Genomic DNA, 23,278 nt, shown 5'->3' on the forward strand with positions numbered 1-23,278 from the left:
ACGGCCCCCTCGGGGGGCAGCAAGCGCGCGGAGCGTGTGCGGCGTGGGGGCTCCCTAAACACGGCCGTAGATGTCCTGGAAGCGCACGATGTCGTCTTCGCCGAGATAAGCCCCCGACTGCACCTCGATGATTTCCAGCGGAATCTTCCCGGGGTTCTCCAGGCTGTGGATCTCGCCCAGCGGGATGTAGGTCGACTGGTTCTCGGTCAGCAGGTACTGCTTGTCGCCGTTGTAGATGCGCGCCGTACCCGACACCACGATCCAGTGCTCGGCGCGGTGGTGATGCATCTGCGACGACAACCGCGCGCCCGGCTTCACGGTGATGCGCTTGACCTGGTATCGCGGCCCCTGGCCGACCGAGTCGTACGACCCCCACGGCCGCTGGACCTCGCGGTGGTGGTTCAGTTCGCTGCGGTGCTGCGACTTGAAGACCTCGACCAGGCGCTTGACGTCCTGCGAGCGCGACTTGTGCGCCACCAGGACCGCGTCGGCCGTTTCGATGACCACGATGTCGTCCAGGCCCACCGAGGCCACCAGCCGGCTGGTCGAATGGATGAGGCAGTTGCGCGAATCCTCCACCATGACGTCGCCCGTGGTGGAGTTGCCTTCCACCGACTTCTGGGCGATGCCCCATACCGCATCCCACGCACCCACGTCGCTCCACGAGGCGGCCAGCGGGATGACCACCGCGCTGTCGGTGCGCTCCATGATGGCGTAGTCCATCGAATCGCTGGGGCATGCCTCGAACGCCGGGCCGTCCAGATGGAAGAGGCCGTTGTCGCCATGCCCCGTCGCCACGGCCGACTGCGCCTGCGCGAGGATCTTGGGCGCCAGCCGGCCCAGCTCGGCCAGGAAGACCGACGCCTGGAAGGCGAACATGCCGCTGTTCCAGTAGTAACCGCCGTCGTCGATGAAGCGCTGGGCGACCTCGGGCGACGGCTTTTCCACGAACCGGCGCACACGGCGCGCCGGGGCCATGGCGCCGGGCTCGTCCGCCTGGATGTAGCCGTAGCCGCTGAGCGGCGCGGTCGGCTTGATGCCGAACGTCACCAGTGCGCCTTGGCGGGCCGCGTCGTACGCCTGGGCAAACGCCGCGCTGAGCACCTCGCCGTCTTCCAGCACGTGGTCCGACGGCATGATGAGCATGATGGGGTCCTCCCCATCCTGCATGGCCCGCAGCGTGGCGGCAGCGATGGCCGGCGCCGTGTTGCGCGCAAACGGCTCCAGGATGACCTCGACGTCCTTGATGCCCAGCTCATCAGCCTGCTCCGCCGCAATGTAGCGATGCGCCTCATTGCAGACCAGGATGGGCCGCGCTTGCGCGCCCGCCGACTCCAGCCGCCGCAGGGTGTTCTGCAGAAGGCTGCGGTCATCGGTCAAACGGATGAACTGCTTCGGCAACAGTTCGCGCGACAGCGGCCACAGGCGCGAGCCTGAACCACCGCAAAGAATCACTGCCCGGTACGGAGGACGGGGGTTGGTCATGGCTCTCACTCCTTGAAGTAGGCCTGGGTGTACGGATGCACGCCGGGATCGGCGGCGATCACTTCCCGCGGCAGCCAGCGATAGCCGCTGTGCTGGGACAGGGGAAGGCTTGCGGTATCCAGAGAAAGCTCGGCCTCATACGCGAGGACGACGTAGTGGGTAGAGCGTCCCGCCTCACCCGCGAAATTGGTGTCGTAGAAGTGCTCGTACACGCCGCGCGGCGTCCACTCGAGGTCGGGCAACGACAGGCCCAGCTCGTCGTGGACGATGCGGCGCAGCGCGTGGCGCAGCGACTCGTTCTTGCGGATCCGGCCACCCGGCACGAACCACGCGCCCTGGGCGGGCGGATTGGCCCGCAGCCCGGTCAGGTAGTTGCCGGCGCCATCGCGCAGCAGGAGATCGATCGACACCAGGGGCAGCATTTCCACGGCCTGGCGGAAGTCCGAGCGGCCAAGCATGCCGCCACGGGGCCCCGGCGCTTCACGCACGGGCCATCCCAACGGTTCAGTAGACATTGCGGCCCGTCCATCCCGATATCGCGGTGCGCGCGATGATCAGCAGGTCCATCCTGAACGTCCAATGCTGGATGTAATAGATGTCGTGTTCGACGCGGTCGCTCATCTTGCGCAGCGTGTCGGTCTGGCCGCGAAAGCCGTTGACCTGCGCCCAGCCGGTGATGCCGGGCTTGACGCGGTGGCGCATCATGTAGCGCTGCACCAGGTCCTTGTACATTTCGTTGTGCTCCAACGCGTGCGGGCGCGGGCCCACCACCGACATGTCGCCCATCAGCACGTTCAGGAATTGCGGCAGCTCGTCCAGGCTGGTGCGGCGCAGGAAGCCGCCGATGCGCGTGACACGGTTGTCGTTGCGCGTGGCCTGGGTGACCACGCCATGTTCCTGGTGCACGGTCATGGTGCGGAACTTGTAGACGTGGAACACCTTGCCGTCCACGCCGAGGCGGGGTTGCGTGAAGAACACGGGGCCGCGCGACGTCAGCTTGATCAGCATGGCCACGGTCAGCATGACGGGCGCCAGGCCGATCAGCGCGCACAGCGCGAAGCTGCGGTCGAAGGCCTCCTTGGCCCAGCCGCGCACGCCGGCGGCGGGCAGGCTGTTCAGTTGAATCGCGGGCAGTCCCAGGAACTCGCCGATGCGATGGCCCAGCAGCTGGATGGACATCACATCGGGAATCCAGCGGATATCCACCAGGTCGTTGCGCAGGTGATAGAGCACTTCGCGCAGCTCCTGGCCGGCTTCCATCGGCAGCACGATCCAGATCTCGCGCACCTTGTTCTCACGAACGAAGTCGGTCAGGTTGTCCAGGTCGTGCAGACGGCGGACCTGCGGCGGCAGGATCTCATGCGGTTCGGCGTAGATCCCCGATATCTGATAGCCGGCCTCGCGGTACTTTTCCACGCGGCGCCACATGTCGTGGCCCAGCGCGCCAAAGCCCACGAGCAGCACCCGCTTCTTGTCCATGCCGCGATCGCGCGCCGCGCCCAGCACCGCATAGACGGCGATGCGCACGCCGGCCAGCGCCAGCGCCGTCATGCCGAACCAGGTTGCAGCCCATAAGCGGGATATCGCGCCGGTCTGGTGCATGAGAAAACTGACGAAGATGCCCAACGCAAACACGGTGGCCCACGCGGCAAGGCTGCGCACCACCAGATCGGTGAGCAGGCGTCCCCGCCACGAGACATACAGGCGGAAGGCCGGGAAGAGCGCGATCACGCCCAGGCCGCACAGATAGATCAGGAACAAATGAATCTGCGGAGGATCCGTGAAAGCATCTTCCGAGAACTTCAAGCCGGTGGCAGTCAGGCCGCAGGTGATGACGATCGCGGCGTCGAGCAAGCGATACAGATAGCTTGCCCCACTGAACCTTGCCGACGTGTCCGTTTGGGACGGGTCCATCGCGCACTCCTGTTCGGGGAAACGCCTTGCGCAATGCAAAAACTGTGCAGTGCCGCAAAGCATGTGGCTACCGACAAAATCTTATTGAGTGCGCAACTCACCCGAAACCTCCAAACGGTGTAGGAGAAGGCTTAGGGCATCCGTCGAATGTGCGGGCTTAGGAAAAGCGTGTGGAATGTCGCAACCCGTTACGCATCGGGCTCCTTTCCAGGCAACGAAGTCATTCACAGTGGATTCGCCATGACTACATTTTTCGGAACGATGAGCCGAGCCATAGCCGCTATCGCGCTCGTGTCCTCGCTAGGCGCTTGCGCCCTATCACCCGGTATGACGTTCAACGCCAATCAGCTCGCGGATCCGCTGGACCCGAACTCCAAGGCGGTCATCAAACAGATCACGCCGTCCCTCGTTCTTGAAGAGCAGCGCGCACGTGAAGCGCTGATCGATAACGAAGGCATCGGTCACCTCATCGGCAAGCCGGCTCCCTACCTCATCGGGCCGGGAGACATCCTCTCGATCGTCGTGTGGGATCACCCCGAGCTCGTGCTTCCGACGCAAACCTACGCCATCGGATCAGGGGCAACGGAATTAGCTATTGGGGATACCGCCTCGGGCATTCCGGGCTATACGGTCTCATCCGCTGGATATATCCAGTTTCCGTATACGGGACTGCTGAAAGTGGCGGGGTTGACTGAACTTCAGGCGCGCAATCTCATAGTCAATAGTTCGGGCAAGTACATACAGGACCCGCAGATCACCGTACGCGTTCTGGGATTCCGCAGCAAGCGCATCTTCGTCGATGGCGAGGTAACCACGCCGGGTACGGTTGCGATCAATGATGTGCCCATGACCCTGTTGGAAGCGCTCAACAGGGCCGGAGGCATCCTGCCAACCGGAGACCGCAGTGCGGTTTATGTGATCCGCGATGGCAAGCGTACTCGCGTGAACCTTCCCGCGCTGATCGAGCGCGGCCAGGACCTGAACCAGGTCATGCTCAAGGCAGGGGACATCGTGAGAGTCACGCCGCGCGAGGATAGCAAGGTGTTCGTGATGGGTGAGGTGTTCATCCCCGGGGCTTCCGTCATGCGTGATGGACGCTTGTCGCTGACCGAAGCATTGGGTCTTGCTGGCGGGCCCAACCAGATCACGGCCGACACCTCGCAGATTTTCGTCGTGCGCGCCACGGAGGAGGCAAAGCCTTTGGTGTATCACCTGAACGCCGCATCGCCGCAGGCACTGGCGGTGGGCGCCAAGTTTGAATTGCAACCCAAGGATGTCGTGTTCGTGGATTCGGCGGGCCTGGTGCGGTGGAACCGCTTCATCAGCAACCTCTTCCCGAGCGCGCAGACCGTACAGACCGTCAGGTCCATCGATTAGTCCGCCTCAAAACCCCGCCTTTGGGGGCGCCGCAACCGCGGCGGCGCCCTCTCCTGGAGAGCTGCATGTCGTTGCCCATCGAATCGTTCGAGCCGTCAGTACCGGCCCGTCAGCAGGAAACCCCGTTGTCGTCCCACGTGGACGCCATTTTTTCCAACCGCTGGATGATCATTGCGATCACCATGTTCGCGTTTCTCGGCGCGCTCGCTTATGTGATGGTGACGCCGTCGGTCTATTCGGCTGACATCATCGTGCAGGTGGAGGAGGAGCTCCCGAACGGACAGGCGCGCAGCCTGCTGGGCGATGTCTCATCCATGTTCGACACCAAGGCGGAAACGTCGGGCGAAATGGAAGTGCTGCGCTCGCGCATGGTCGTCGGTCCCGCCGTCGACAAGTTCCTGCTCTACATCCATGCGAAGCCGCGCTACTTCCCCGTGGTGGGCGAATGGCTGGCGCAGCGCTACGAAAGCCTGCCGTATCCGTCCAGCTTGCCGCGCGGGGGCTATGCGTGGGGCGGCGAGTCCATTGCGATCTCGCAACTGGACGTGCCCAACGAGTGGCTGGGCAAGCCGTTCCGGCTGACCACGCTGGGCGAGGGCCGCTACACGCTCAGCGACAAGCTGACCGGCGCCACGTTCACCGGCACGGTGGGCAAGCCCGAGCGCTTCCTGTTGCCGGGTGGCGGCGCGATGGACGTGCACGTCGACGCGCTGTCGGGCCGTCCCGGCACCGAGTTCACGGTGTCGCGCAGCTCGCGCCTGGCGGCCATCGAGGATGTGCAATCGCGCTTGGGCATCTTTGAGCGCGGCCGCACGTCGGGCGTGATCGGCGTCACGCTGGAGGGCAATGATCCGGCGCTGACCACCGCGGTGCTGAACCAGATCGGCCAGGAATACGTGCAGCAGAACGTGAACCGCAAGTCCGCGCAGGCCGAGAAGTCGCTGGTGTTCCTGGAGCAGCAGCTGCCGCAACTGAAGGCCGAGCTTGATGCAGCGGAAACCAAGTACAACCAGCTGCGCAACAAGCGCGGCACGATCGACCTGAGCGAAGAAGCGAAGCTGATCCTCGGGCAGTCGGTCGACGCCCAGACCCGCGTGATGGAACTGCGCCAGAAGCGCCAGGAACTGATCACGCGCTTTGCGCCGACGCACCCGAGCATCGTGGGCATCGACCGTCAGATCGCATCGCTGACGGGCGACGTCAACCGCCTGGGCAACAACATCAAGCAACTGCCGGATCTGGAACAGGACGTGGTGCGCCTGGTGCGCGACGTGCGCGTCAACACCGAGCTCTACACGGCGCTCTTGAACAACACGCAGCAGCTCAAGCTGATCCGCGCCGGCAAGGTGGGCAACGTGCGCATCCTGGATGCCGCCGTGCAGCCTGACAAGCCCGTGCGTCCGAAGGGCGCGATCATCATCGGCGTGGCCACCGCTGCCGGTCTGATCTTTGCCATGCTGTGCGCGTTCGTGCGCAACGCCTTGTTCGGCGGCCTGTCGGAGCCGGAGGACGTCGAGCGCCATACCGGCCTGCCGGTGCTGGCCGCCATTCCGTACAGCGACGTGCAGGACAAGCTGTGGCGCCGCAGCCGGCGCAAGAACGCCACCGTGCCTGCGCTCCTGGCGCAGAGCCAGGGCAACTCGCCACCGATCGAGAGTTTGCGATCCTTCCGCAACGTGCTGCAGGCCTCGCTGCGCCAGTCCGCCAACAACATGGTCATGTTCACCGGTCCGGTGGCGGGTGTGGGTAAATCCTTCCTGTCTGCAAACTTTGCCTTCATCCAGGGGGGCGTCGGCAAGCGCGTGCTGCTGATCGATGCCGACTTCCGCAAGGGCCAGCTCAACCGCTATTTCGGCGTGCCGAAGGAAGATGGTCTGTTCGAAGTGCTGACCGGCACGATCCCGCTCAGCCGCGTCCGCAAGCACAGCGTGTCCGAAGGCGTGGACTTCATCGCCACGGGCGCCGTGACGTTCGATCCGTCGGAGCTGCTGGCCTCGCCGGTGTTCGGCGAGACCCTGCGGGAACTGGCCACGCAGTACGACATGGTGATCCTGGACACGGCGCCCGTGCTGTCGTCGCCGGATGCCGCCGTGGTCGGTACGCATGCCGCGGCAGTCATGGTGGTGGTGCGGTCGGGCATGAATACGGTCGGCGAGATCCGCGAAACGGCCAAGCGCCTGATCCAGGCGGGCGCGCCGGTCGATGGCGTGGTCTTCAACGGTCTGAAGCTGCTGCCGGAACGTTTCGGGTTCCGGTCCAAGTACGGTGGTTATCGCTACTCCCGTGCGGCGTACTACGGTGATTTCAAACAGAACGGTCCCAAGTGAACGCCACACGGAGAAACTGGCATGCACGGAACTTTTGGCTGGGACACGCCGCAAATTCTGGATGCGGTTTTCAAGGCCTATGACATACGGGGAACGGTCCCGGACGAGCTGGATGCCAGGTTTGCCCACAGCCTCGGAATGGCGGTGGGCGCCAAGGCGCACGCACAGGGGGTGCGGTCGATCGTGGTGGGACGCGACGGCAGGCTGAGCAGTGTCGAGCTGTCCGCGGCGCTGCAGGCCGGGCTGCGCTCGGCGGGCATGCACGTGATCGACATCGGCATGGCCACCACGCCGATGGTGTACTTCACGGCCCGGTTGATGGACACCGGGACCGGCATCGCGGTGACGGGCAGCCACAACCCGCCCACGCACAACGGCTTCAAGATCGTGATGGAAGGCGGCTCGCTGTATGGCGACGGCCTGACCGCGCTGCGCGACGCGATGCGCCAGCCGATCGATTCGGCGCCCACGCCCGGCGGCCGCACCCAGATGCAGATCACGCCCTGCTACGCGGCGCGCCTCGTGGGCGACATCCGCATGGCGCGGCCCATGAAGATCGCCATCGACTGCGGCAGCGGGGTCGCGGGCGCGGTGGCGCCGGCGCTCTTCCGGGCGCTGGGCTGCGAGGTGACGGAGCTGTTCTGCGAGGTGGATGGATCCTTTCCGGGGCATCACCCCGATCCGGCCGATCCCCATAACCTGCAGGACCTTATTTACTGCCTGCGCTATTCGGACTGCGAGGTCGGACTGGCGTTCGACGGCGACGGCGACCGGCTGGGCGTGGTCACAAAATCGGGACAGATCATCTGGCCGGACCGCCAGCTGATCCTGTTTGCCCGCGACGTGCTGGCGCGCAACCCGGGCGCCGAGATCATCTACGACGTCAAATGCAGCCGCCACGTGGCCCGCGCCATCACCGAGGCGGGCGGCAAGGCGACCATGTGGAAGACAGGGCATTCCCTTATCAAAGCCAAGATGCGCGAGTCGGGAGCGCTACTTGCTGGGGAGATGAGCGGCCACATTTTCTTCAAGGAGCGCTGGTATGGCTTTGACGACGGCATCTACGCCGCCGCCCGCCTGCTGGAGATCCTCTCGTCGGCGCCGGACCCCTCGGCTTTGCTGGAAAGCTTGCCCCAGTCCTGCGCCACCCCCGAATTGAAACTGGAGACCACGGAAGGCGTCGAGCTGGTGCAGGCGCTGCGCGACCAAGGGGAGTTCCCCGGCGCAGTGTCCATCAACGAGCTCGACGGGATCCGTGTGGACTACGCGGATGGCTTCGGCCTTGCGCGACCGTCCAACACCACACCGACGGTGGTACTCCGGTTCGAAGGAGACAACGTGGCCGCGCTGGCTCGTATCGAGGAGGACTTTCGCAAGGCGTTCAGGCGCATTGCACCTCACATTCGTTTACCGTTCTAAGGAGCATCACGCGATGGGAAAGGCTCAACAGGCGATTGAGGCGTTAAGGGCAGACTCCGGACTGGCAAACAGCCCGGAGTGGGTGGCTTTCGCGCAGGCTGCGCAAAACGCTGAACTGGACGCCAGTGCGCTCAAGGTGATCGAAGCGGCAGGATTGTGCGTGGACTTGACCATGCAACGCCAGTCGGCGTCGCTGGACGGCGCGGGACAGGCGCTGCTGCAGGCGCGCGGATTGGAAGAGGCGCGCCGCGCGCTGTTTGCCGGGGAACCGGTCAACTGGACTGAAAACCGGGCGGCATGGCATACCGCGCTGCGTGCCGGGCGCACCCGCGAGCAGCCGGAAGGGCAGGACGCGGATTCCGTCTGCGAGTATTCGCGCATGACCGACTTCGTGCGGCGCGTGGACCAGACGGCGGACTTCTCCACCGTCCTGCACATCGGCATCGGCGGCAGCGACTGGGGTCCGCGCCTGGCCGTGCAGGCATTCGGCGGACCGCAGCAGCGCCGGCAGATCCGCTTCGTGTCCAACATTTGCGGTCATGCCTTCCATGACGCCGTGGCCGGGCTGGACCCGCGCCGCACGCTGGTCGTCATTTCTTCCAAGTCCTTCACCACGTCGGAAACGCTGCACAACGCTCGCGCCGCCATCGCCTGGCTCAAGCAGGGCGGCGTGGCCGATGTGTCCGACCATCTGGCGGCCGTGACCGCCAATGCGCCGGCCGCGCGCGCGCTGGGCGTGCCGTCCAGCCAGGTCTTCAAGATGTGCGACTGGGTGGGCGGACGCTATTCCGTCTGGTCGGTGGCCGGCTTGTCGATCGCGCTGACGGTGGGCTTGGACGTGCTGATCGGGATGCGGGCGGGCGCCGAGGCCATGGACCAGCATTTCCTGCAGACGCCGTTTGCGTCCAACGCGCCGGTGCAGCTGGCGCTGGCCGGCCTGGTCAATTGCAGCGTGCTGGGATTCAACTCGCTGAATGTGGCGGCCTACAGCGGGCGCCTGCTGCACCTGGTGACCTATCTGCAGCAGCTCGAAATGGAGTCGCTGGGCAAGCGGGTCGCCGGCGACGGCGCCGCGGTAGGCGTGCCGACGGCGCCCATCATCTGGGGCATGCCGGGCACGGACGGCCAGCACACCTTCTTCCAGTGGCTGCATCAAAGCGAGGAAGGCGCGCCGGTGGACTTCATCGCCAGCTTGCAAGGGCACGCGGACAGCCCCGATGCGCATCGCATGCTGCTGGCCAACTGCCTGGCGCAGCGCCAGGCGCTGATGCGCGGCAAGAGCCTGGAGCAGGCGCTGCTGGACGTCGCTCACATCGACAACCAGGAGCGTGCGCTGTCGCTGGCGCAGCACATGGTGCATCCGGGCGGACGGCCGTCGACGCTGATCGTGCTGCGTCAGCTCGATCCGCGAGGCCTGGGCGCACTGCTGGCCCTGTACGAGCACAAGGTGTTCGTGCAGAGCGTGGTCTGGGGCATCAACCCCTTCGACCAGTACGGCGTGGAACTGGGCAAGCGGCTGGCCAGCGGCATCGAGCGCGAGCTGGCGGTGCCGGTGTCGGCGGGCGTGGTCGACTGGGGGCATGACGCTTCCACGTCGTACTGGATCGACCGCTACCGCAGCCATGCGCAGGCCCCGCGTCCCCGCCATGCGTGGGTGCCCGGCATGACGGCCCACCTCTGACGGAGCATGGACATGCCGGACACGCAAGTGTTGGTGACGGGCGGCGCCGGCTACATCGGTACGCATACGCTGGTGGCGATGATCGCCGCCGGCCTGCGGCCGATCGTGCTGGACAACCTCAGCAACGGCAGCCGAGAGGCTGTTCGCCGGGTTGAACAGCTTTGCGGTGCGCCGATACCGCTGATCGAAGGCGACATCCGCTCGCGCGGCCTGGTCGCGGCCGTGCTGGCGGATGCGGCGGCGCGGGGCTCGCCCGTGCAGTCCGTGCTGCATCTGGCCGGCTGCAAGGCCGTGGGTGAGTCGGTGGCTGACCCGCTCAAGTACTACGACAACAACGTGCAGGGGTCGCTTGTCCTGTTGCGCGCCATGCGCGAGACGGGCGTGTCGCGGCTGGTCTTCAGTTCGTCGGCAACGGTGTATGGCGAACCGCAGTATCTGCCGTTTACCGAGGCCCATCCGCTGGCGCCGGCCAATCCGTACGGCCGCACCAAGCTGATGGTCGAGGAGATGCTGCGCGACGTGTGCGTGGCGGATCCCGCATTCAGCGCCGTCACGCTGCGCTACTTCAATCCGATCGGTGCGCATCCCAGCGGACTGATCGGAGAGAGTCCGCGCGACCTGCCCAACAACCTTTTTCCGTTCATCACGCAGGTGGCGGTGGGGCGCCAACCGTTTCTGCGCGTCTTCGGCGACGACTACGACACGCCGGACGGCACCGGCGTGCGCGACTATCTGCACGTCATGGATCTGGCGCGCGGCCACGTGCAGGCGCTGACCTATGCGGACAGCCATCCCGGCTTCGTGGCGGTCAACCTGGGCACGGGGCAGGGCACCAGCGTCATGGAACTGGTGCGGGCGTTCGAACGCGTCAACGGCTGCAAGATCCCGCTGCGCATCCTGCCGCGGCGCGCGGGCGACGTCGAGCGTATGTGGGCCAACCCCGATCTGGCGGCGACGCTGCTGGGCTGGCGCAGCACGCACGATGTGGAAGCCATGTGCGCGGACGGCTGGCGCTGGCAGCAGGGCAACCCGCAAGGGTATGAGGCGGAGCCGGGGTTGGTCCCGGCCGCGGCATAACCCCAACGCCGTGTCGGAGGACTTCCGGCGCATACGCCGGAGCGGTTACAGTTGACGGAATTATTGCGAAGCAGCATTCCCCGGGGCATTGCGCGGGGGGCTTCGCATCGTCAGCGAGGCAAACCCATGTTCGTTATCCATCCTTCAGCCGCACGCGCCGGCTCCCTGTCCGGAGTCCGGCAATGAGCGGCCCCAGCTATTTCCCCACGGCGCACTGGAACCTGGACGGCATCGTGTCCGGACTGCGCGATGCGCGCGTTGCGTGGCGCGGTCCGCGCGGCCGCCTGCGCGACGACGCCGGCCTGCGTGAATTCCCTTCACAGGAAAGCCTGCGCCAGATCATCAAGGACCTCTGTGGCGCCTTGTTCCCCATGCGCCTGGGGCCCATCGACTTGCGCGAAGAGGTCGAGGACTTCTACGTCGGCCACACCATCGGCGCCGCGCTCGATGCGCTCTTGCATCAGGTCTGTCTGGAACTGCAATACGAAGGCCGGCATGATCCGGCCCAGCAGGCGGATACTCAGCAGCGCGCCACCGAGATCGTGCGCCGGTTCGGCGCCGAGCTGCCGGCCGTGCGCGCCGCGCTCGATCTGGACGTGATGGCGGCCTACCAGGGCGACCCCGCGGCGCACAACGTGGACGAGGTCCTGCTGTGCTATCCGGGTGTCGCGGCCATGATCCATCACCGCCTCGCCAACGTGCTGTACCGGCTGGGCGTGCCGATGCTGGCGCGCATCGTGGCCGAGATCGCCCATGCCGACACCGGCATCGACATCCACCCGGGCGCGACCATCGGCCGCAGCTTTTTCATTGACCACGGCACGGGCGTCGTGATCGGCGAAACCGCCATCATCGGCGACCGCGTGCGGCTCTACCAGATGGTCACGCTGGGTGCCAAGCGCTTCCCGCCGGGCGAAAACGGCGAACTCAAAAAGGGCTTGGCGCGCCATCCCCTGATCGAGGACGACGTCGTGATCTACGCCGGCGCCACGATCCTGGGCCGCGTCACCATCGGCAAGGGCTCGACCATCGGCGGCAACGTCTGGCTTACGCGCAGCGTGCCGCCCGGCAGCAACGTGACGCAGGCCAGCCTGGTCAGCGACATGCCCGATTGCGGGCTGGGCGGTTGAACGCGGCGGGCCGCGCGGTCTGATTAATCCGCGGCGGGCCGAGCGGTCTGATTAACCCGCGGCGGGCCGCGCGGCCTGATTGCCGCGCGGTGGCGGGACGCAAGGAGCGAGGATTGGATACTGCACTTCCGGAGCTGGCCGCGTTGCGCGGCTTCATCGACCGCCATCCGCGGCTCTTCGTCCTGACCGGGGCCGGGGTCAGCACCGATTCCGGTATTCCGGACTACCGCGACACCGAAGGCGAATGGAAACGCCAGCCGCCCATGACGCTGCAAACGTTCATGGGCGCTGAGCTTTCGCGGGCGCGATATTGGGCGCGCAGCATGGTGGGCTGGCGCCGCTTTGGACACGTCAAGCCGAACGCGTCGCATCTAGCGCTGGCGCGACTGCAGGATCGCGGTCACGTCGCCATTCTGGTGACGCAGAACGTGGACGGCCTGCACGAAGCCGCGGGCAGCCGCGATGTCGTGGACCTGCACGGACGCCTGGATGCCGTGCGCTGCATGAACTGCGACTGGCGTGGCGGCCGCCACGACTGGCAGGAAAAATTGCACGCGCTGAACCCGGACTGGGTGCAGCTTGAAGCCAGCGACGCGCCCGACGGCGACGCCGATCTGGATGGCTACGATTTTTCGCGGTTCACGGTGCCGCCGTGTCCGCGCTGCGGCGGCATCGTCAAGCCCGATGTGGTGTTCTTCGGCGAGACCGTGCCGCGCGAGCGCGTCGAGCGGGCCAATGCCGCCCTTGAGAGCGCCGACGCCGTGCTGGTGGTGGGCTCGTCCCTGATGGTGTATTCCGGCTATCGCTTCGTGACGGCAGCCTCGCGAGCCGGCCTACCCATTGCCGCCATCAATCTGGGACGCACCCGCGCGGACAGCCTGTTGACCCTGAAAGTGGAACAACCCATCGCGCTGGCGCTGGAAGCGCTTTAGAAAGAAGCGGGGGCGGCCGGTTTTTGACCGGTCTAAGCAAGTGCTTGCCCGGCAACGATTTTTTCGGCCGGTTACAGACCTTTCCATAGGGTTGTCCACAGGAACTGGGGATAACTCCTAGGGATAACCCCAGTTTTTTGGGGTGATCCCGGCCGCAGTTGTCAAGTCTCGATGCCTTCCAATGCGTCCCCCAGCAGCGCCTTGCGCGCCGCGTGCCAGCTGCCCGCGTCGGGCGCGTAGAGCAAGCCGCCCGTGCGATGCGTGGGCTTGTAGGGGGAGCCGTCGAAATGGGCTGCATAGCCACCGGCTTCCCGATGCAGCAGCCAGCCGGCAGCGTGATCCCACGCCGTCAACTGGTTGTACAGCGCGACGTGGCAATGGCCGGCGGCGATCATGCGGTACTCATGCGCGGCGCAGCGCAGCGAGGCCGTGCTGCCCAGGCGCGACAGGTTGCTGTTGACGGTCGTGCGCAGCGGCTCGGGCAGGGCGCCGGTGGAGATCAGGCCGTCCATGTCCTCGGGGGGCGCGGGGCTGGCGACGGCCAGCGGCAGCCGCTTGCCGTTTTCGAATTCGAGCCAGGCGCCTTCGCCGCGCACGGCCAGCGCGCTGTCGCGGCTGACCGGATCGTAGATCACGCCCGCAATCACGTCGCCGCGATGGCAGGCCGCGATCATCATTCCGAACAGCGGCAGGCCCGCCACGTAGTTGCGCGTGCCGTCGATGGGATCGATGAGAAAGGCGAGGTCGGCGTCGACCAGCATGTTCAAAAGGGCGGGATTGCGCGCCGAGGCTTCCTCGCCGATCAGTACGGCGCCCGGATGCAGCTTGGACAGGCGCGCGGCGATGAGGCGTTCGGCGGCTTCGTCGGCGTCGGTGACCAGATCGCGCGGCGAGGTCTTGCCGCGCACGGCGCCTTCGGGCAGGTTGCGAAACCGCGGCATGACCTCGGTCTGCGCGGTTTCCGCCAGGATGGCCGCCAGCTTGCGGGTGTCCTCAAGGGTGAAAGTTCTGCTCATACGGACTCGTCCAGGGAACGCGCAAATCTAACATGCCTGGATGGTATCCGAGTGAATGTGGCGCATACATCGGCCACGCGGACGACAGGCGCGCGCGGCAGGACGCCGCGCGCGCCGGACTTCACGCGCCGAGATCGACGCAGAGGTACTTGATCTCCAGGTACTCTTCGATGCCGTACTTGGAGCCTTCGCGGCCCAGGCCGGATTGCTTGACGCCGCCGAAGGGGCCGACTTCGTTGGAGATGAGGCCGGTGTTGATGCCGACGATGCCGTATTCCAGCGCTTCGGACACGCGCCAGATGCGGGCGTAGTCGCGCGTGAAGAAGTAGGCGGCCAGGCCGAAGATGGTGTCGTTGGCCATGCCGATGACTTCGTCTTCCGAATCGAAGCGGAACAGCGGCGCGACGGGACCAAAGGTTTCCTCGCTGGCAAAGCGCATCGATTGCGTCACGTCGCGCACGACGGTCGGTTCGAAGAACGTGCCGCCCTTGGCGTGGGGCTTGCCGCCGGCGATGACCTTGGCGCCGTTGGCCGTGGCGTCGGCGATGTGCTCCTGCACCTTTTCAATGGCGTTCTTGTCAATCAGCGGACCTTGCGTCACGCCGTCTTCAAAGCCGTCGCCGACCTTCATGGCGTTGACCTTGTCGACCAGGCGCTTGGCCACTTCCTCGTACACGCCGGCCTGCACGTAGATGCGGTTGGCGCACACGCAGGTCTGGCCGGCGTTGCGGTACTTCGATGCCAGGATGCCGTCGACCGCGCGGTCCAGGTCGGCGTCGTCGAACACGATGAAGGGCGCGTTGCCGCCCAGTTCGAGCGACAGCTTCTTGATGGTGGGCGCGCATTGCTCCATCAGCGTGCGGCCGACTTCGGTGGAACCGGTGAAGCTCAGCTTGCGCACCACGTCGCTTTCGCACAGGGCCGCGCCGATGTCGCGCGAGCTGCCCGTGATGACGTGGAACACGCCTGCCGGCACGCCGGCTTCTTCGGCCAGCACGGCCAGCGCCAGCGCGGTCAGCGGCGTCTGTTGCGCGGGCTTGACGACCATGGTGCAGCCGGCGGCCAGCGCGGGGCCGACCTTGCGGGTGATCATGGCGGCCGGGAAGTTCCACGGCGTGATCGCGGCGGTGACGCCGATGGGCTGCTTGAGCGCCATCAGGCGCTGGCCGGCCTTGGGGCTTTGCAGGATGTCGCCGTCGATGCGCTTGGCTTCTTCGGCAAACCATTCCAGGAACGACGCGGCGTAGGCGATTTCGCCCGCGGCTTCGGTGACCGGCTTGCCCTGTTCGGACGTCATGATGGCAGCCAGGTCTTTCTGGTGCTGCATCATCAGCTGCGCCCACTTCAGCAGGATCGCGGCGCGTTCCTTGCCCGTCTTGGCGGCCCACGCGGGCAGCGCGGCCTGTGCGCTGGCGATGGCCTGCTCGGTTTCCTTGCGGCCCAGCTTGGGCACCGACACGATGGTCTTGCCGGTGGACGGATTGTCGACGGGGATCGATGCGCCTTCGCCGGCGCCGACCCACTTGCCGTCGATGTAGCAGGCGTCGCGCAGCAGGTCGGGACGGGCGAGGGGATGGGACAGTGCTGTCATGTTGGAAGTCTCCTTGATGGGTGCGGCGGGCCAAGCGATTGCGGGCGTGGCGGGCGTGCGGCCTGTTCATCAAGCCGCCTGCCTGCTACGCCCGCAATCGTTGTTCCTGCCAGCCGAATAACCGGTTATTCAGGGCCTTTGCCTCAAGCGGCAAGCGCCTCGGACAGGATGTCCAGCGCGCGTGCGAACTGGGCGTCGGGAATGGTCAAGGGATACAGGAAGCGCAGGACGTTTCCGTATACACCGCAGCTTAGCAAAATCAGGCCGGCGTCGAGCGCGCGCTGCTGCACGCGCTTGACCGCTTCGGCGTCGGGCTTGCCGGCCGCATCGTTCAGTTCCAGCGCGACCATCGAGCCCAGGCCGCGCACGTCGGCGATGCCCGGCACCTTGGCGCGCAGGCCTTCCAGATGCGCGCGCAGCTTTTCGCCCAGTTGGGCGGCGCGTTCGCACAGCTTTTCTTCGGCGATGACGTCCAGCACGGCGTGCGCCGCGGCGACGGCCAGCGGATTGCCGGCGTACGTGCCGCCCAGGCCGCCCGCGGCGGGGCCGTCCATGACCTCGGCGCGGCCGACGATGCCCGAGATCGGGAAGCCGCCGCCCAGGCTTTTGGCCATGGTGATGATGTCGGCCTGCACGCTGTGGTGTTCCATCGCGAACAGCTTGCCGGTACGGCCAAAGCCCGTCTGGACTTCGTCGGCGATCAGAAGGATGCCGTGTTCGTCGCAGACCTTGCGCAGCGCGGTCATCAGTTCGGGCGGCGTGATGTTGAAGCCGCCTTCACCTTGCACGGGTTCGATGATGATGGCCGCGACGCGCTTCGGATCGATGTCGACCTTGAACAGCAGGTCCAGCGCCTTGAGCGAATCGGCCACGCTGATGGACTGCGTGGCGTTGGGGAACGGCACATGATAGATGTCGCCCGGCATGGGGCCGAACGACAGCTTGTAGGGGGCGACCTTGCCGGTCAGCGCCATGCCCAGCATCGTGCGGCCATGGAACGAACCCGAAAAGGCGATGACGCCCGAGCGGCCGGTGGACGAGCGCGCGATCTTCACGGCGTTCTCGACGGCTTCGACGCCGGTCGTGAAGAAGGCGGTCTTCTTCAGGCCGTCGATGGGGGCGAGACGGTTGATGCGCTCGGCCAGCGAGATGTAGCCTTCGTACGGCACGATCTGATAGGCCGTGTGCGTGAAGTTGTCGAGTTGCGCGGCGACCGCGGCCTTGACCTTCGGGTGCAGGTGGCCCGTGTTCAGGACGGCGATGCCGCCTGCGAAGTCGATGTATTCCTTGCCTTCGGCATCCCACAGCGTGGCATTTTCCGCGCGCACGGCGTAGAAGTCGCACATGACGCCGACGCCGCGCGGCGTGGCCAGGGAACGGCGGGTATTCAGATCCTGATTCTTCATCTCGGTCTCGATGAGAGTGATGGGCGGTAAAACACTTATTTAATGCTACGATGGCCCCACTTGTGGGAACCACTTTGATAAATCAGGTAGAACCAATTGCGGTCCATCGTCGGTGACTTGCTGCTGCTGCGCCTGGCCGACGGCGCCAGCGAGCCCATGAACAAGCGGCTCTATCGCGGCATCCGTGAAGCCATCCTGGATGGATCCATTGCCGCGGACTCGCGCCTGCCCGCCACCCGGGACCTGGCGGCCGAACTGGGCATTGCCCGCAACACCGTCGTTCACGTCTACAGCCAGCTGCTGGCCGAAGGCTATACCCGCAGCCGGCAGGGCAACGGCACCTTCGTCAATGCCTCGGTGCCGGATTCGTATCTGGCCAGCGGCCGCCGCGCGCGGCAGGCGCAGCAGGCGCCGTCGCGTCCGGCGCTGTCGCCGCGCGGCGCGGCCATCGTGGATGGCGTGTCGGCATCGCCTTACCAATGGGGCGCGTTCATGCCGGGGGTGCCCGACCTGACTGAGTTCCCGCACAAGAAGTTCGGCCGCATCTTCAGCGCGCTGTGGCGCAATCCCGCGCCGGATCTGCTGACGTATTCGTATGGCGGCGGCCTGCCCGCGCTGCGCGAGGCGCTGGCGCAGCATCTGGCGCTGACGCGGTCCATCGACTGCGATCCCGAGCAGATCATCATTACCGAGGGTTCGCATCAGGCCATCGACCTGACCACGCGCATCCTGGGTGAGGCCGGTGAAACGGCGTGGGTCGAAGACCCGGGCTATTGGGGCGCGCGCACCATCCTGCAAGCCAACGGCCTGCGCACCGTGCATCTGCCGGTGGATGAAGAAGGCATGCGTGTGCCTGACGCCGTGGACACGCCGCCGCGATTCATCTTTGTCACGCCGTCGCATCAGTATCCGCTGGGACCCGTGATGTCGCTGGCACGCCGGCGGCAGTTGCTGGCGGTGGCGCGGCAGTGCGGCAGCTGGATCATCGAAGACGACTATGACAGCGAGTTCCGCTTTTCCGGCCGGCCGATCGCGTCGCTGCTCGGTTTGGAGTCCGATGCGCCGGTGATCTACATGGGGACCTTCAGCAAGACGCTGTATCCGGGCCTGCGCGTGGGCTATCTGGTGCTGCCCAAGACGCTGACGGCGGCCTTTCAGGCGGCGCATGCGGAGCTGTACCGCGAAGGGCATCTGATGACGCACGCGGCGCTGGCCACGTTCATTTCCGAAGGCCATTACGCGGCGCACATCCGCCGCATGCGCATGCTGTACGGCCGCCGACGCGCCATGCTGGTCAACCTGATCGAGCGCCGGCTGGGTCCGGACTGGCTGCATCGCGATGCCAGCATGGCGGGTTTGCATCTGGTGCTGACGCTGCCCGCGGACATGGACGACCTGCGCGTCGTTGAGGTGGCGCGCAGCAAGGGCGTGCTCACGCGCGCGCTGTCGCGGTATTACGTGAACGAGGAAGGGCGCCGGCCGGGACTGCTGCTGGGATATGCCTGCGTGCCGGAGCACGACATCGCGCGCAAATTTGAAGTGCTGCTGGAGAGCCTGGCGGAGGTGGCGCGGCCGGCGGTAAGGACGAGTGCGAAGGCGGGTGTCTGACCCCCGTCACAGGCCCGGCAGTTGCAACGCCGACGCGAAGGCCGCCGCGTTGCGCATGCCCTGGTCTTCGAAGTTGGTGTTGAACACTGCATGCGCCTGCGCCGATTGCGAGGCCAGCCGCGTGAAACGTGCGACCAGTTCGGCCAGTTCCGCTTCCGAATATTCGTACTGAAACCGCCCCGACGACGCCGGCCCCGACGCGTTCCACTTGGCCGCATTGCGACCGTGCAGGCGCAACAGCGTCAGCTCCGGATGGGTGCTTTCCCAAACCGCGGGCACGGTGTTCTCGAACCCTTGCGGCGCGTCGACAACCGTGTGCACGACACCCAGATCCCGTTCGAAGGCCAGCGTGTCCGCCGTGGCCGACGGGGTTTCGAACCAGCTGTGGTGGCGGAATTCCACCGACACCAGATGTTCCTCCATCCGCCGCGCGCAGTCCGCCACGCGCGCCATGCCGCGGGCGTCGCGCCGTACCCAAGGCGGAAACTGGAAATGCACCGCGCCCAGCTTGTCCGCCATCCGCAACGGCTCGATGGCCAGCTGGTAGCGCCGCCAGAGCTCGTCGCGCAGCTCGCCCGGCATGCGGTCGTGGTAGATGATGGGATCCGGCCAGTCCGCCAGTTCGCGCCGGATGTCGCCGGGCAGGGCGGTGAGCGGGGTCTGGTGGCCGGTAAATAGCCGGAACGCCTTGATGTTGAAGACGAAATCGTCCGGCGTGCGGGTGGACCACAGGTAGGCGTTGTCCGGCGTGGGCATCGCGTAGAAGCTGGAGTCGACCTCGGCCAGCGAAAAGCGCGACGCATAGAACCGCAGCCGCGATTCGGCGCTGCGTGCATCGGACGGGTAGAAGCGGCCGCAGGCCAGCAGGGTGGGGTCGGTCCAGGAGGCGGTGCCGGTCAGGATGCGGGGAAAATCGGGCATGGCGCCGGGCGGTTCAGACGGAAGTCAAAAAATTCTGTATAAATATACAGTGTTCACCCGGAGCCAGCCTTGGCTCCTTCCTTTTTTGCGGCCGCAGCGCTGCGGCTCCGCGACATGCCAGACCAAGATCAAACTCCCAGCACGCCCGACAACCCCCAGACCGCCGCCCGTCCGGCCGAGCGGCCCGATCCGCTGGCCGACCTGAATCCCGCGCAGCGCGAGGCCGCCGAATTTGGTGTGGCCGGCGCGCCCGGCAACGACGGCCCGCTGCTGGTGATTGCGGGCGCGGGGTCCGGCAAGACCAATACGCTCGCGCACCGCGTGGCGCATCTGATTCTGAACGGGGCGGACCCGCAGCGCATGCTGCTGCTCACGTTTTCGCGCCGCGCAGCGCTGGAAATGGAGCGGCGCGTAGGGTCGGTGCTGCAGCGGGTGATGAACCTGCGTTCGTCGCAGCAGGCGCCGTCGCTGCCGTGGGCGGGCACCTTCCATGCGATCGGCGCGCGTCTGTTGCGCGATTGCGCGCTGCGTATCGGCCTGTCCGAAGCCTTCACCATCCACGACCGCGGCGACGCCGAGGACCTGATGGGCATGGTGCGGCACGAGCTGGGCCTGTCCTCCACCAAATCCCGCTTTCCGCTCAAGGGAACGTGCCTGGCGATCTACTCGCGCGTGGTGAACAGCCAGACGCCCGTGGGCGATGTGCTCAAGACGTCGTTTCCGTGGTGCGCGCAATGGGAAGACGAGCTCAAGAACCTGTTCCGCGCGTACGTCGCGGCCAAGCAGGACCAGCAGGTGCTGGACTACGACGATCTGCTGCTGTACTGGTCCGAAATGATGTCGGACGCGGAGATTGCAGCCGATGTGGGCGCGCGCTTCGATCATGTGCTGGTGGACGAATACCAGGACACCAACCGGCTGCAGTCGGCCATCCTGCTGGCCATGAAGCCAGACGGCCGCGGCCTTACCGTGGTGGGCGACGACGCGCAATCCATCTACTCGTTCCGCGCGGCCACGGTCCGCAACATCCTGGATTTTCCCAACCTGTTTCCCGCGCCCGCGCGCGTCATCACGCTGGACCGCAACTACCGGTCGTCGCAACCCATCCTGACCGCCTCCAACGCCGTGATTGCGCAGGCGACCGAACGTTATGCCAAGGACCTGTGGACCGACCGCAAGTCGTCGCAATTGCCCGAGCTGGTCACGGTCAGCGACGAAGCCGGGCAGGCGCGCTGGGTCGCCGATCAGGTGCTGGCGCAGCGCGAGGGCGGCGCGACGCTCAAGTCGCAGGCGGCGCTGTTTCGCACCGCCAGCCACAGCGCCGCGCTTGAACTGGAGCTGACCCGCCGCAACATCCCCTTCGTCAAGTTCGGCGGGTTGCGCTTTCTGGAAGCGGCGCACGTCAAGGACCTGTTGTCGATCCTGCGCTGGGCCGAGAACCCGCGCGGCCGCATGGCGGGTTTCCGCGTCGCGCAACTGATGCCGGGCATCGGCCCCGCCACGGCGGGCAAGCTGATGGATGCGATGTCCGCGTCCACCGAGCCGCTGCGCACGCTGCGCGAGTTCAAGCCGGGCGCGGCGGCGCAGGAAGAGTGGGGCGCCTTCGCCGACACGTACGCCGCGCTGTGCGACCCCACGCTGAAGTGGCCGGCCGACGTGGACCTGGCGCTGCGCTGGTATAGCGGCCAGCTCGAGCGCCTGTACGACGATGCGCGCGTGCGCAAGACAGATCTCGACCAGCTTGTGCGCATTGCGTCGGGCTATCCGACACGCGAGCGCTTCCTGACGGAACTGACGCTGGACCCGCCCGACGCCACCAGCGACGAATCCGGCGCGCCGCTGCGCGACGAGGATTACATGATCCTGTCCACGATCCATTCCGCGAAAGGCCAGGAGTGGAAGGCGGTCTACGTGCTGAACGTGGTGGACGGCTGCATCCCGTCCGACATGAGCACGGGCACGGCCGAAGAGATCGAGGAAGAGCGCCGGCTGCTGTATGTGGCCATGACGCGGGCCAAGGAACGGCTGCAGCTTGTCGTGCCGCAGCGCTTCTACGTGCATCAGCAGACGGGGATGGGCGATCGCCACGTGTACGGCTCGCGCACGCGGTTCATCACCAACGCCATGCTGCCGCTCTTCGATCACCTGCCCAAGCTGCCCGATCTGCCGCCCGGACGGGCCGAGCCGCGCGAGCCGCAGGCGCCGCGCATCGACGTGGCCAAGCGGGTGCGCAACCTGTTCTGAGGCGTCGGCCCGCCCGGAGGCTGGGCTATCATCGGCCGATAATCACACGCTGCACCGCAGGGATCGATTTGTCCGAGGATGTCTATGTCTACTGAAGAGCAAGCCGCCGACGCGCCCAAGGGCGAAGTCGTGGCATCGATCGCCTACGTGAACGGACGGCGGGACCGCGAGGTCCCTATCGAAGAGGCCGGCCAGTACGTTGCCCAGCGTCAGGGCCAGAGCATGCTGTGGATCGGGTTGCGCAACCCCAGTCCGGAGACGCTTGCCAAGGTGTCGCGCGAGCTTGGCGCGTGCGACAAGAACCAGGAAGAGATGCTGGAAGCCCACCGGCGTCCCAAGATCATCGACTACGGCAACATGATTCTCATCGTCGCCGTGACGGTCGAAGTCGAAGCGGAGCGTCCCATCTTCGGCGAGACGCAGTTCCTCATCGGCGACGGCTTCCTGGTCACCGTGCGGCGCGGCGCCACCGCCGGGCACAGCCCGCTGCGCGAGCGCCTGGAAGCCTCGCCCGACCTGCTCAAGCGCGGCAGCGATTATGTGGCGTCCGAGCTGCTGGACTGGCTGGTGGACCGCTACGTGGCGGCGGCCGTCAAGATCGAAAGCGTCGTCGAAGGCGCCGAACAGAAGCTGCTGATCCGAGGCGCCAAGGACTCGGACATCCGCAGGCTGTACCGGCAGCGGCGGGATCTCTTGCGCATCCATACCGTGGTATCGCCGCTGGCCGAGATCTGCCGCCGGCTGGCGCGCGTCGAAATGTCCGCGGTTGACGAACATGCGCGGCCTTACTTTGGCGAAGTGGCGGATCGCGTGCTGCGCGTGGATGAGCTTTTCAATTCGCTGCGCGAGTCGCTGGCGTTCGCCTTTGAAGCCAGCCTGATGATCGGGCAGGCGGCGCAGAACGACACCACCCGCAAACTTGCGTCCTGGGCCGCCATCCTGGCCGTGCCCACCGCGATCGCCGGCATTTATGGCATGAACTTCGAGTTCATGCCGGAACTGAAATCCCCATGGGGCTATCCGGTCACGCTGGGCGTCATCGCGTCCGTGTGTTCGGTGCTGTATTGGCGGTTCCGGAAGTCGGGCTGGTTGTAATCCCGGGGTGTCAGACGACATCAACCAGGCGTCTACAGCGAGCTCCCTTGTGGCA

The 23,278-nt window shown here is 66.1% G+C and carries 17 protein-coding genes; 10 read left to right on the plus strand and 7 right to left on the minus strand.

Features of this window, described 5'->3' with window-relative positions; genetic code table 11:
* Positions 1-54: 54 nt before the first annotated feature.
* Genes KW836_RS20470 through KW836_RS20480 form a run of 3 tightly spaced genes read right to left on the minus strand, consistent with a single transcriptional unit; the run spans position 55 to position 3,399 of the window.
* Entirely contained in the window at positions 55-1,485 is a 1,431-nt protein-coding gene (locus KW836_RS20470) for a mannose-1-phosphate guanylyltransferase/mannose-6-phosphate isomerase (protein ID WP_175183996.1), read from the minus strand.
* 5 nt (positions 1,486-1,490) lie between these two features.
* Positions 1,491-1,943, minus strand: a complete 453-nt coding sequence (locus KW836_RS20475; protein ID WP_218344784.1) for a GDP-mannose mannosyl hydrolase — start codon at positions 1,941-1,943, stop codon at positions 1,491-1,493.
* A 46-nt stretch (positions 1,944-1,989) separates the two neighbouring features.
* Positions 1,990-3,399 carry an undecaprenyl-phosphate glucose phosphotransferase gene (locus tag KW836_RS20480; protein WP_175126160.1) on the minus strand — a complete coding sequence of 470 codons (1,410 nt, stop codon included), beginning with the start codon at positions 3,397-3,399 and terminating at the stop codon, positions 1,990-1,992.
* 240 nt (positions 3,400-3,639) lie between these two features.
* Here KW836_RS20480 and KW836_RS20485 point away from each other — a divergent pair, with 240 nt between their 5' ends.
* The 7 genes from KW836_RS20485 (at position 3,640) to KW836_RS20515 (ending at position 13,342) form a co-directional block, all read left to right on the plus strand.
* Entirely contained in the window at positions 3,640-4,776 is a 1,137-nt protein-coding gene (locus KW836_RS20485) for a polysaccharide biosynthesis/export family protein (protein WP_175126159.1), read from the plus strand.
* A gap of 65 nt (positions 4,777-4,841) precedes the next feature.
* Positions 4,842-7,103, plus strand: coding sequence for a GNVR domain-containing protein (locus KW836_RS20490; RefSeq protein ID WP_175126158.1), 2,262 nt, complete (start codon positions 4,842-4,844; stop codon positions 7,101-7,103).
* A 21-nt stretch (positions 7,104-7,124) separates the two neighbouring features.
* Positions 7,125-8,522, plus strand: a complete 1,398-nt coding sequence (locus tag KW836_RS20495; protein ID WP_175126157.1) for a phosphomannomutase/phosphoglucomutase — start codon at positions 7,125-7,127, stop codon at positions 8,520-8,522.
* A 13-nt stretch (positions 8,523-8,535) separates the two neighbouring features.
* Entirely contained in the window at positions 8,536-10,203 is a 1,668-nt protein-coding gene (gene pgi, locus KW836_RS20500; RefSeq protein ID WP_218344597.1) for a glucose-6-phosphate isomerase, read from the plus strand.
* Between the two features lie 12 nt (positions 10,204-10,215).
* Complete coding sequence (galE, locus tag KW836_RS20505) at positions 10,216-11,280, plus strand: UDP-glucose 4-epimerase GalE (protein ID WP_175126155.1); 1,065 nt, start codon at positions 10,216-10,218, stop codon at positions 11,278-11,280.
* A gap of 182 nt (positions 11,281-11,462) precedes the next feature.
* The gene (gene epsC / locus KW836_RS20510; RefSeq protein WP_175138044.1) at positions 11,463-12,410 is read left to right on the plus strand and encodes a serine O-acetyltransferase EpsC; all 948 of its coding nucleotides are present in this window, start codon (positions 11,463-11,465) and stop codon (positions 12,408-12,410) included.
* 113 nt (positions 12,411-12,523) lie between these two features.
* Positions 12,524-13,342, plus strand: a complete 819-nt coding sequence (locus tag KW836_RS20515; RefSeq protein ID WP_175183992.1) for an NAD-dependent protein deacetylase — start codon at positions 12,524-12,526, stop codon at positions 13,340-13,342.
* A gap of 161 nt (positions 13,343-13,503) precedes the next feature.
* Here the strand turns inward: KW836_RS20515 and KW836_RS20520 are convergent, their stop codons facing one another.
* The 3 genes from KW836_RS20520 to KW836_RS20530 form a co-directional block, all read right to left on the minus strand.
* Positions 13,504-14,358, minus strand: coding sequence for an inositol monophosphatase family protein (locus tag KW836_RS20520; RefSeq protein ID WP_175126152.1), 855 nt, complete (start codon positions 14,356-14,358; stop codon positions 13,504-13,506).
* A gap of 121 nt (positions 14,359-14,479) precedes the next feature.
* Positions 14,480-15,949 carry an NAD-dependent succinate-semialdehyde dehydrogenase gene (locus KW836_RS20525; RefSeq protein ID WP_175138046.1) on the minus strand — a complete coding sequence of 490 codons (1,470 nt, stop codon included), beginning with the start codon at positions 15,947-15,949 and terminating at the stop codon, positions 14,480-14,482.
* 143 nt (positions 15,950-16,092) lie between these two features.
* Positions 16,093-17,355 (minus strand): 4-aminobutyrate--2-oxoglutarate transaminase, encoded by a 1,263-nt coding sequence (locus KW836_RS20530; RefSeq protein ID WP_175126150.1) that lies wholly within the window; start codon positions 17,353-17,355, stop codon positions 16,093-16,095.
* A gap of 96 nt (positions 17,356-17,451) precedes the next feature.
* On the opposite strand from KW836_RS20530, the gene KW836_RS20535 reads away from it, so the two are divergent.
* Entirely contained in the window at positions 17,452-18,963 is a 1,512-nt protein-coding gene (locus KW836_RS20535; protein WP_367352700.1) for a PLP-dependent aminotransferase family protein, read from the plus strand.
* Positions 18,964-18,969: 6 nt separating this feature from the next.
* On the opposite strand, the gene KW836_RS20540 is transcribed toward KW836_RS20535, so the two are convergent.
* Positions 18,970-19,884 carry a DUF72 domain-containing protein gene (locus KW836_RS20540; RefSeq protein WP_218344598.1) on the minus strand — a complete coding sequence of 305 codons (915 nt, stop codon included), beginning with the start codon at positions 19,882-19,884 and terminating at the stop codon, positions 18,970-18,972.
* A gap of 114 nt (positions 19,885-19,998) precedes the next feature.
* On the opposite strand from KW836_RS20540, the gene KW836_RS20545 reads away from it, so the two are divergent.
* The gene (locus KW836_RS20545; protein WP_218344599.1) at positions 19,999-22,128 is read left to right on the plus strand and encodes an ATP-dependent helicase; all 2,130 of its coding nucleotides are present in this window, start codon (positions 19,999-20,001) and stop codon (positions 22,126-22,128) included.
* Positions 22,129-22,212: 84 nt separating this feature from the next.
* Complete coding sequence (locus KW836_RS20550; protein ID WP_175126147.1) at positions 22,213-23,223, plus strand: magnesium and cobalt transport protein CorA; 1,011 nt, start codon at positions 22,213-22,215, stop codon at positions 23,221-23,223.
* The last annotated feature ends 55 nt before the right edge of the window (positions 23,224-23,278 follow it).

This window comes from Achromobacter sp. ACM05, from assembly GCF_019218915.1.
GTDB lineage: Bacteria > Pseudomonadota > Gammaproteobacteria > Burkholderiales > Burkholderiaceae_B > Achromobacter > Achromobacter animicus.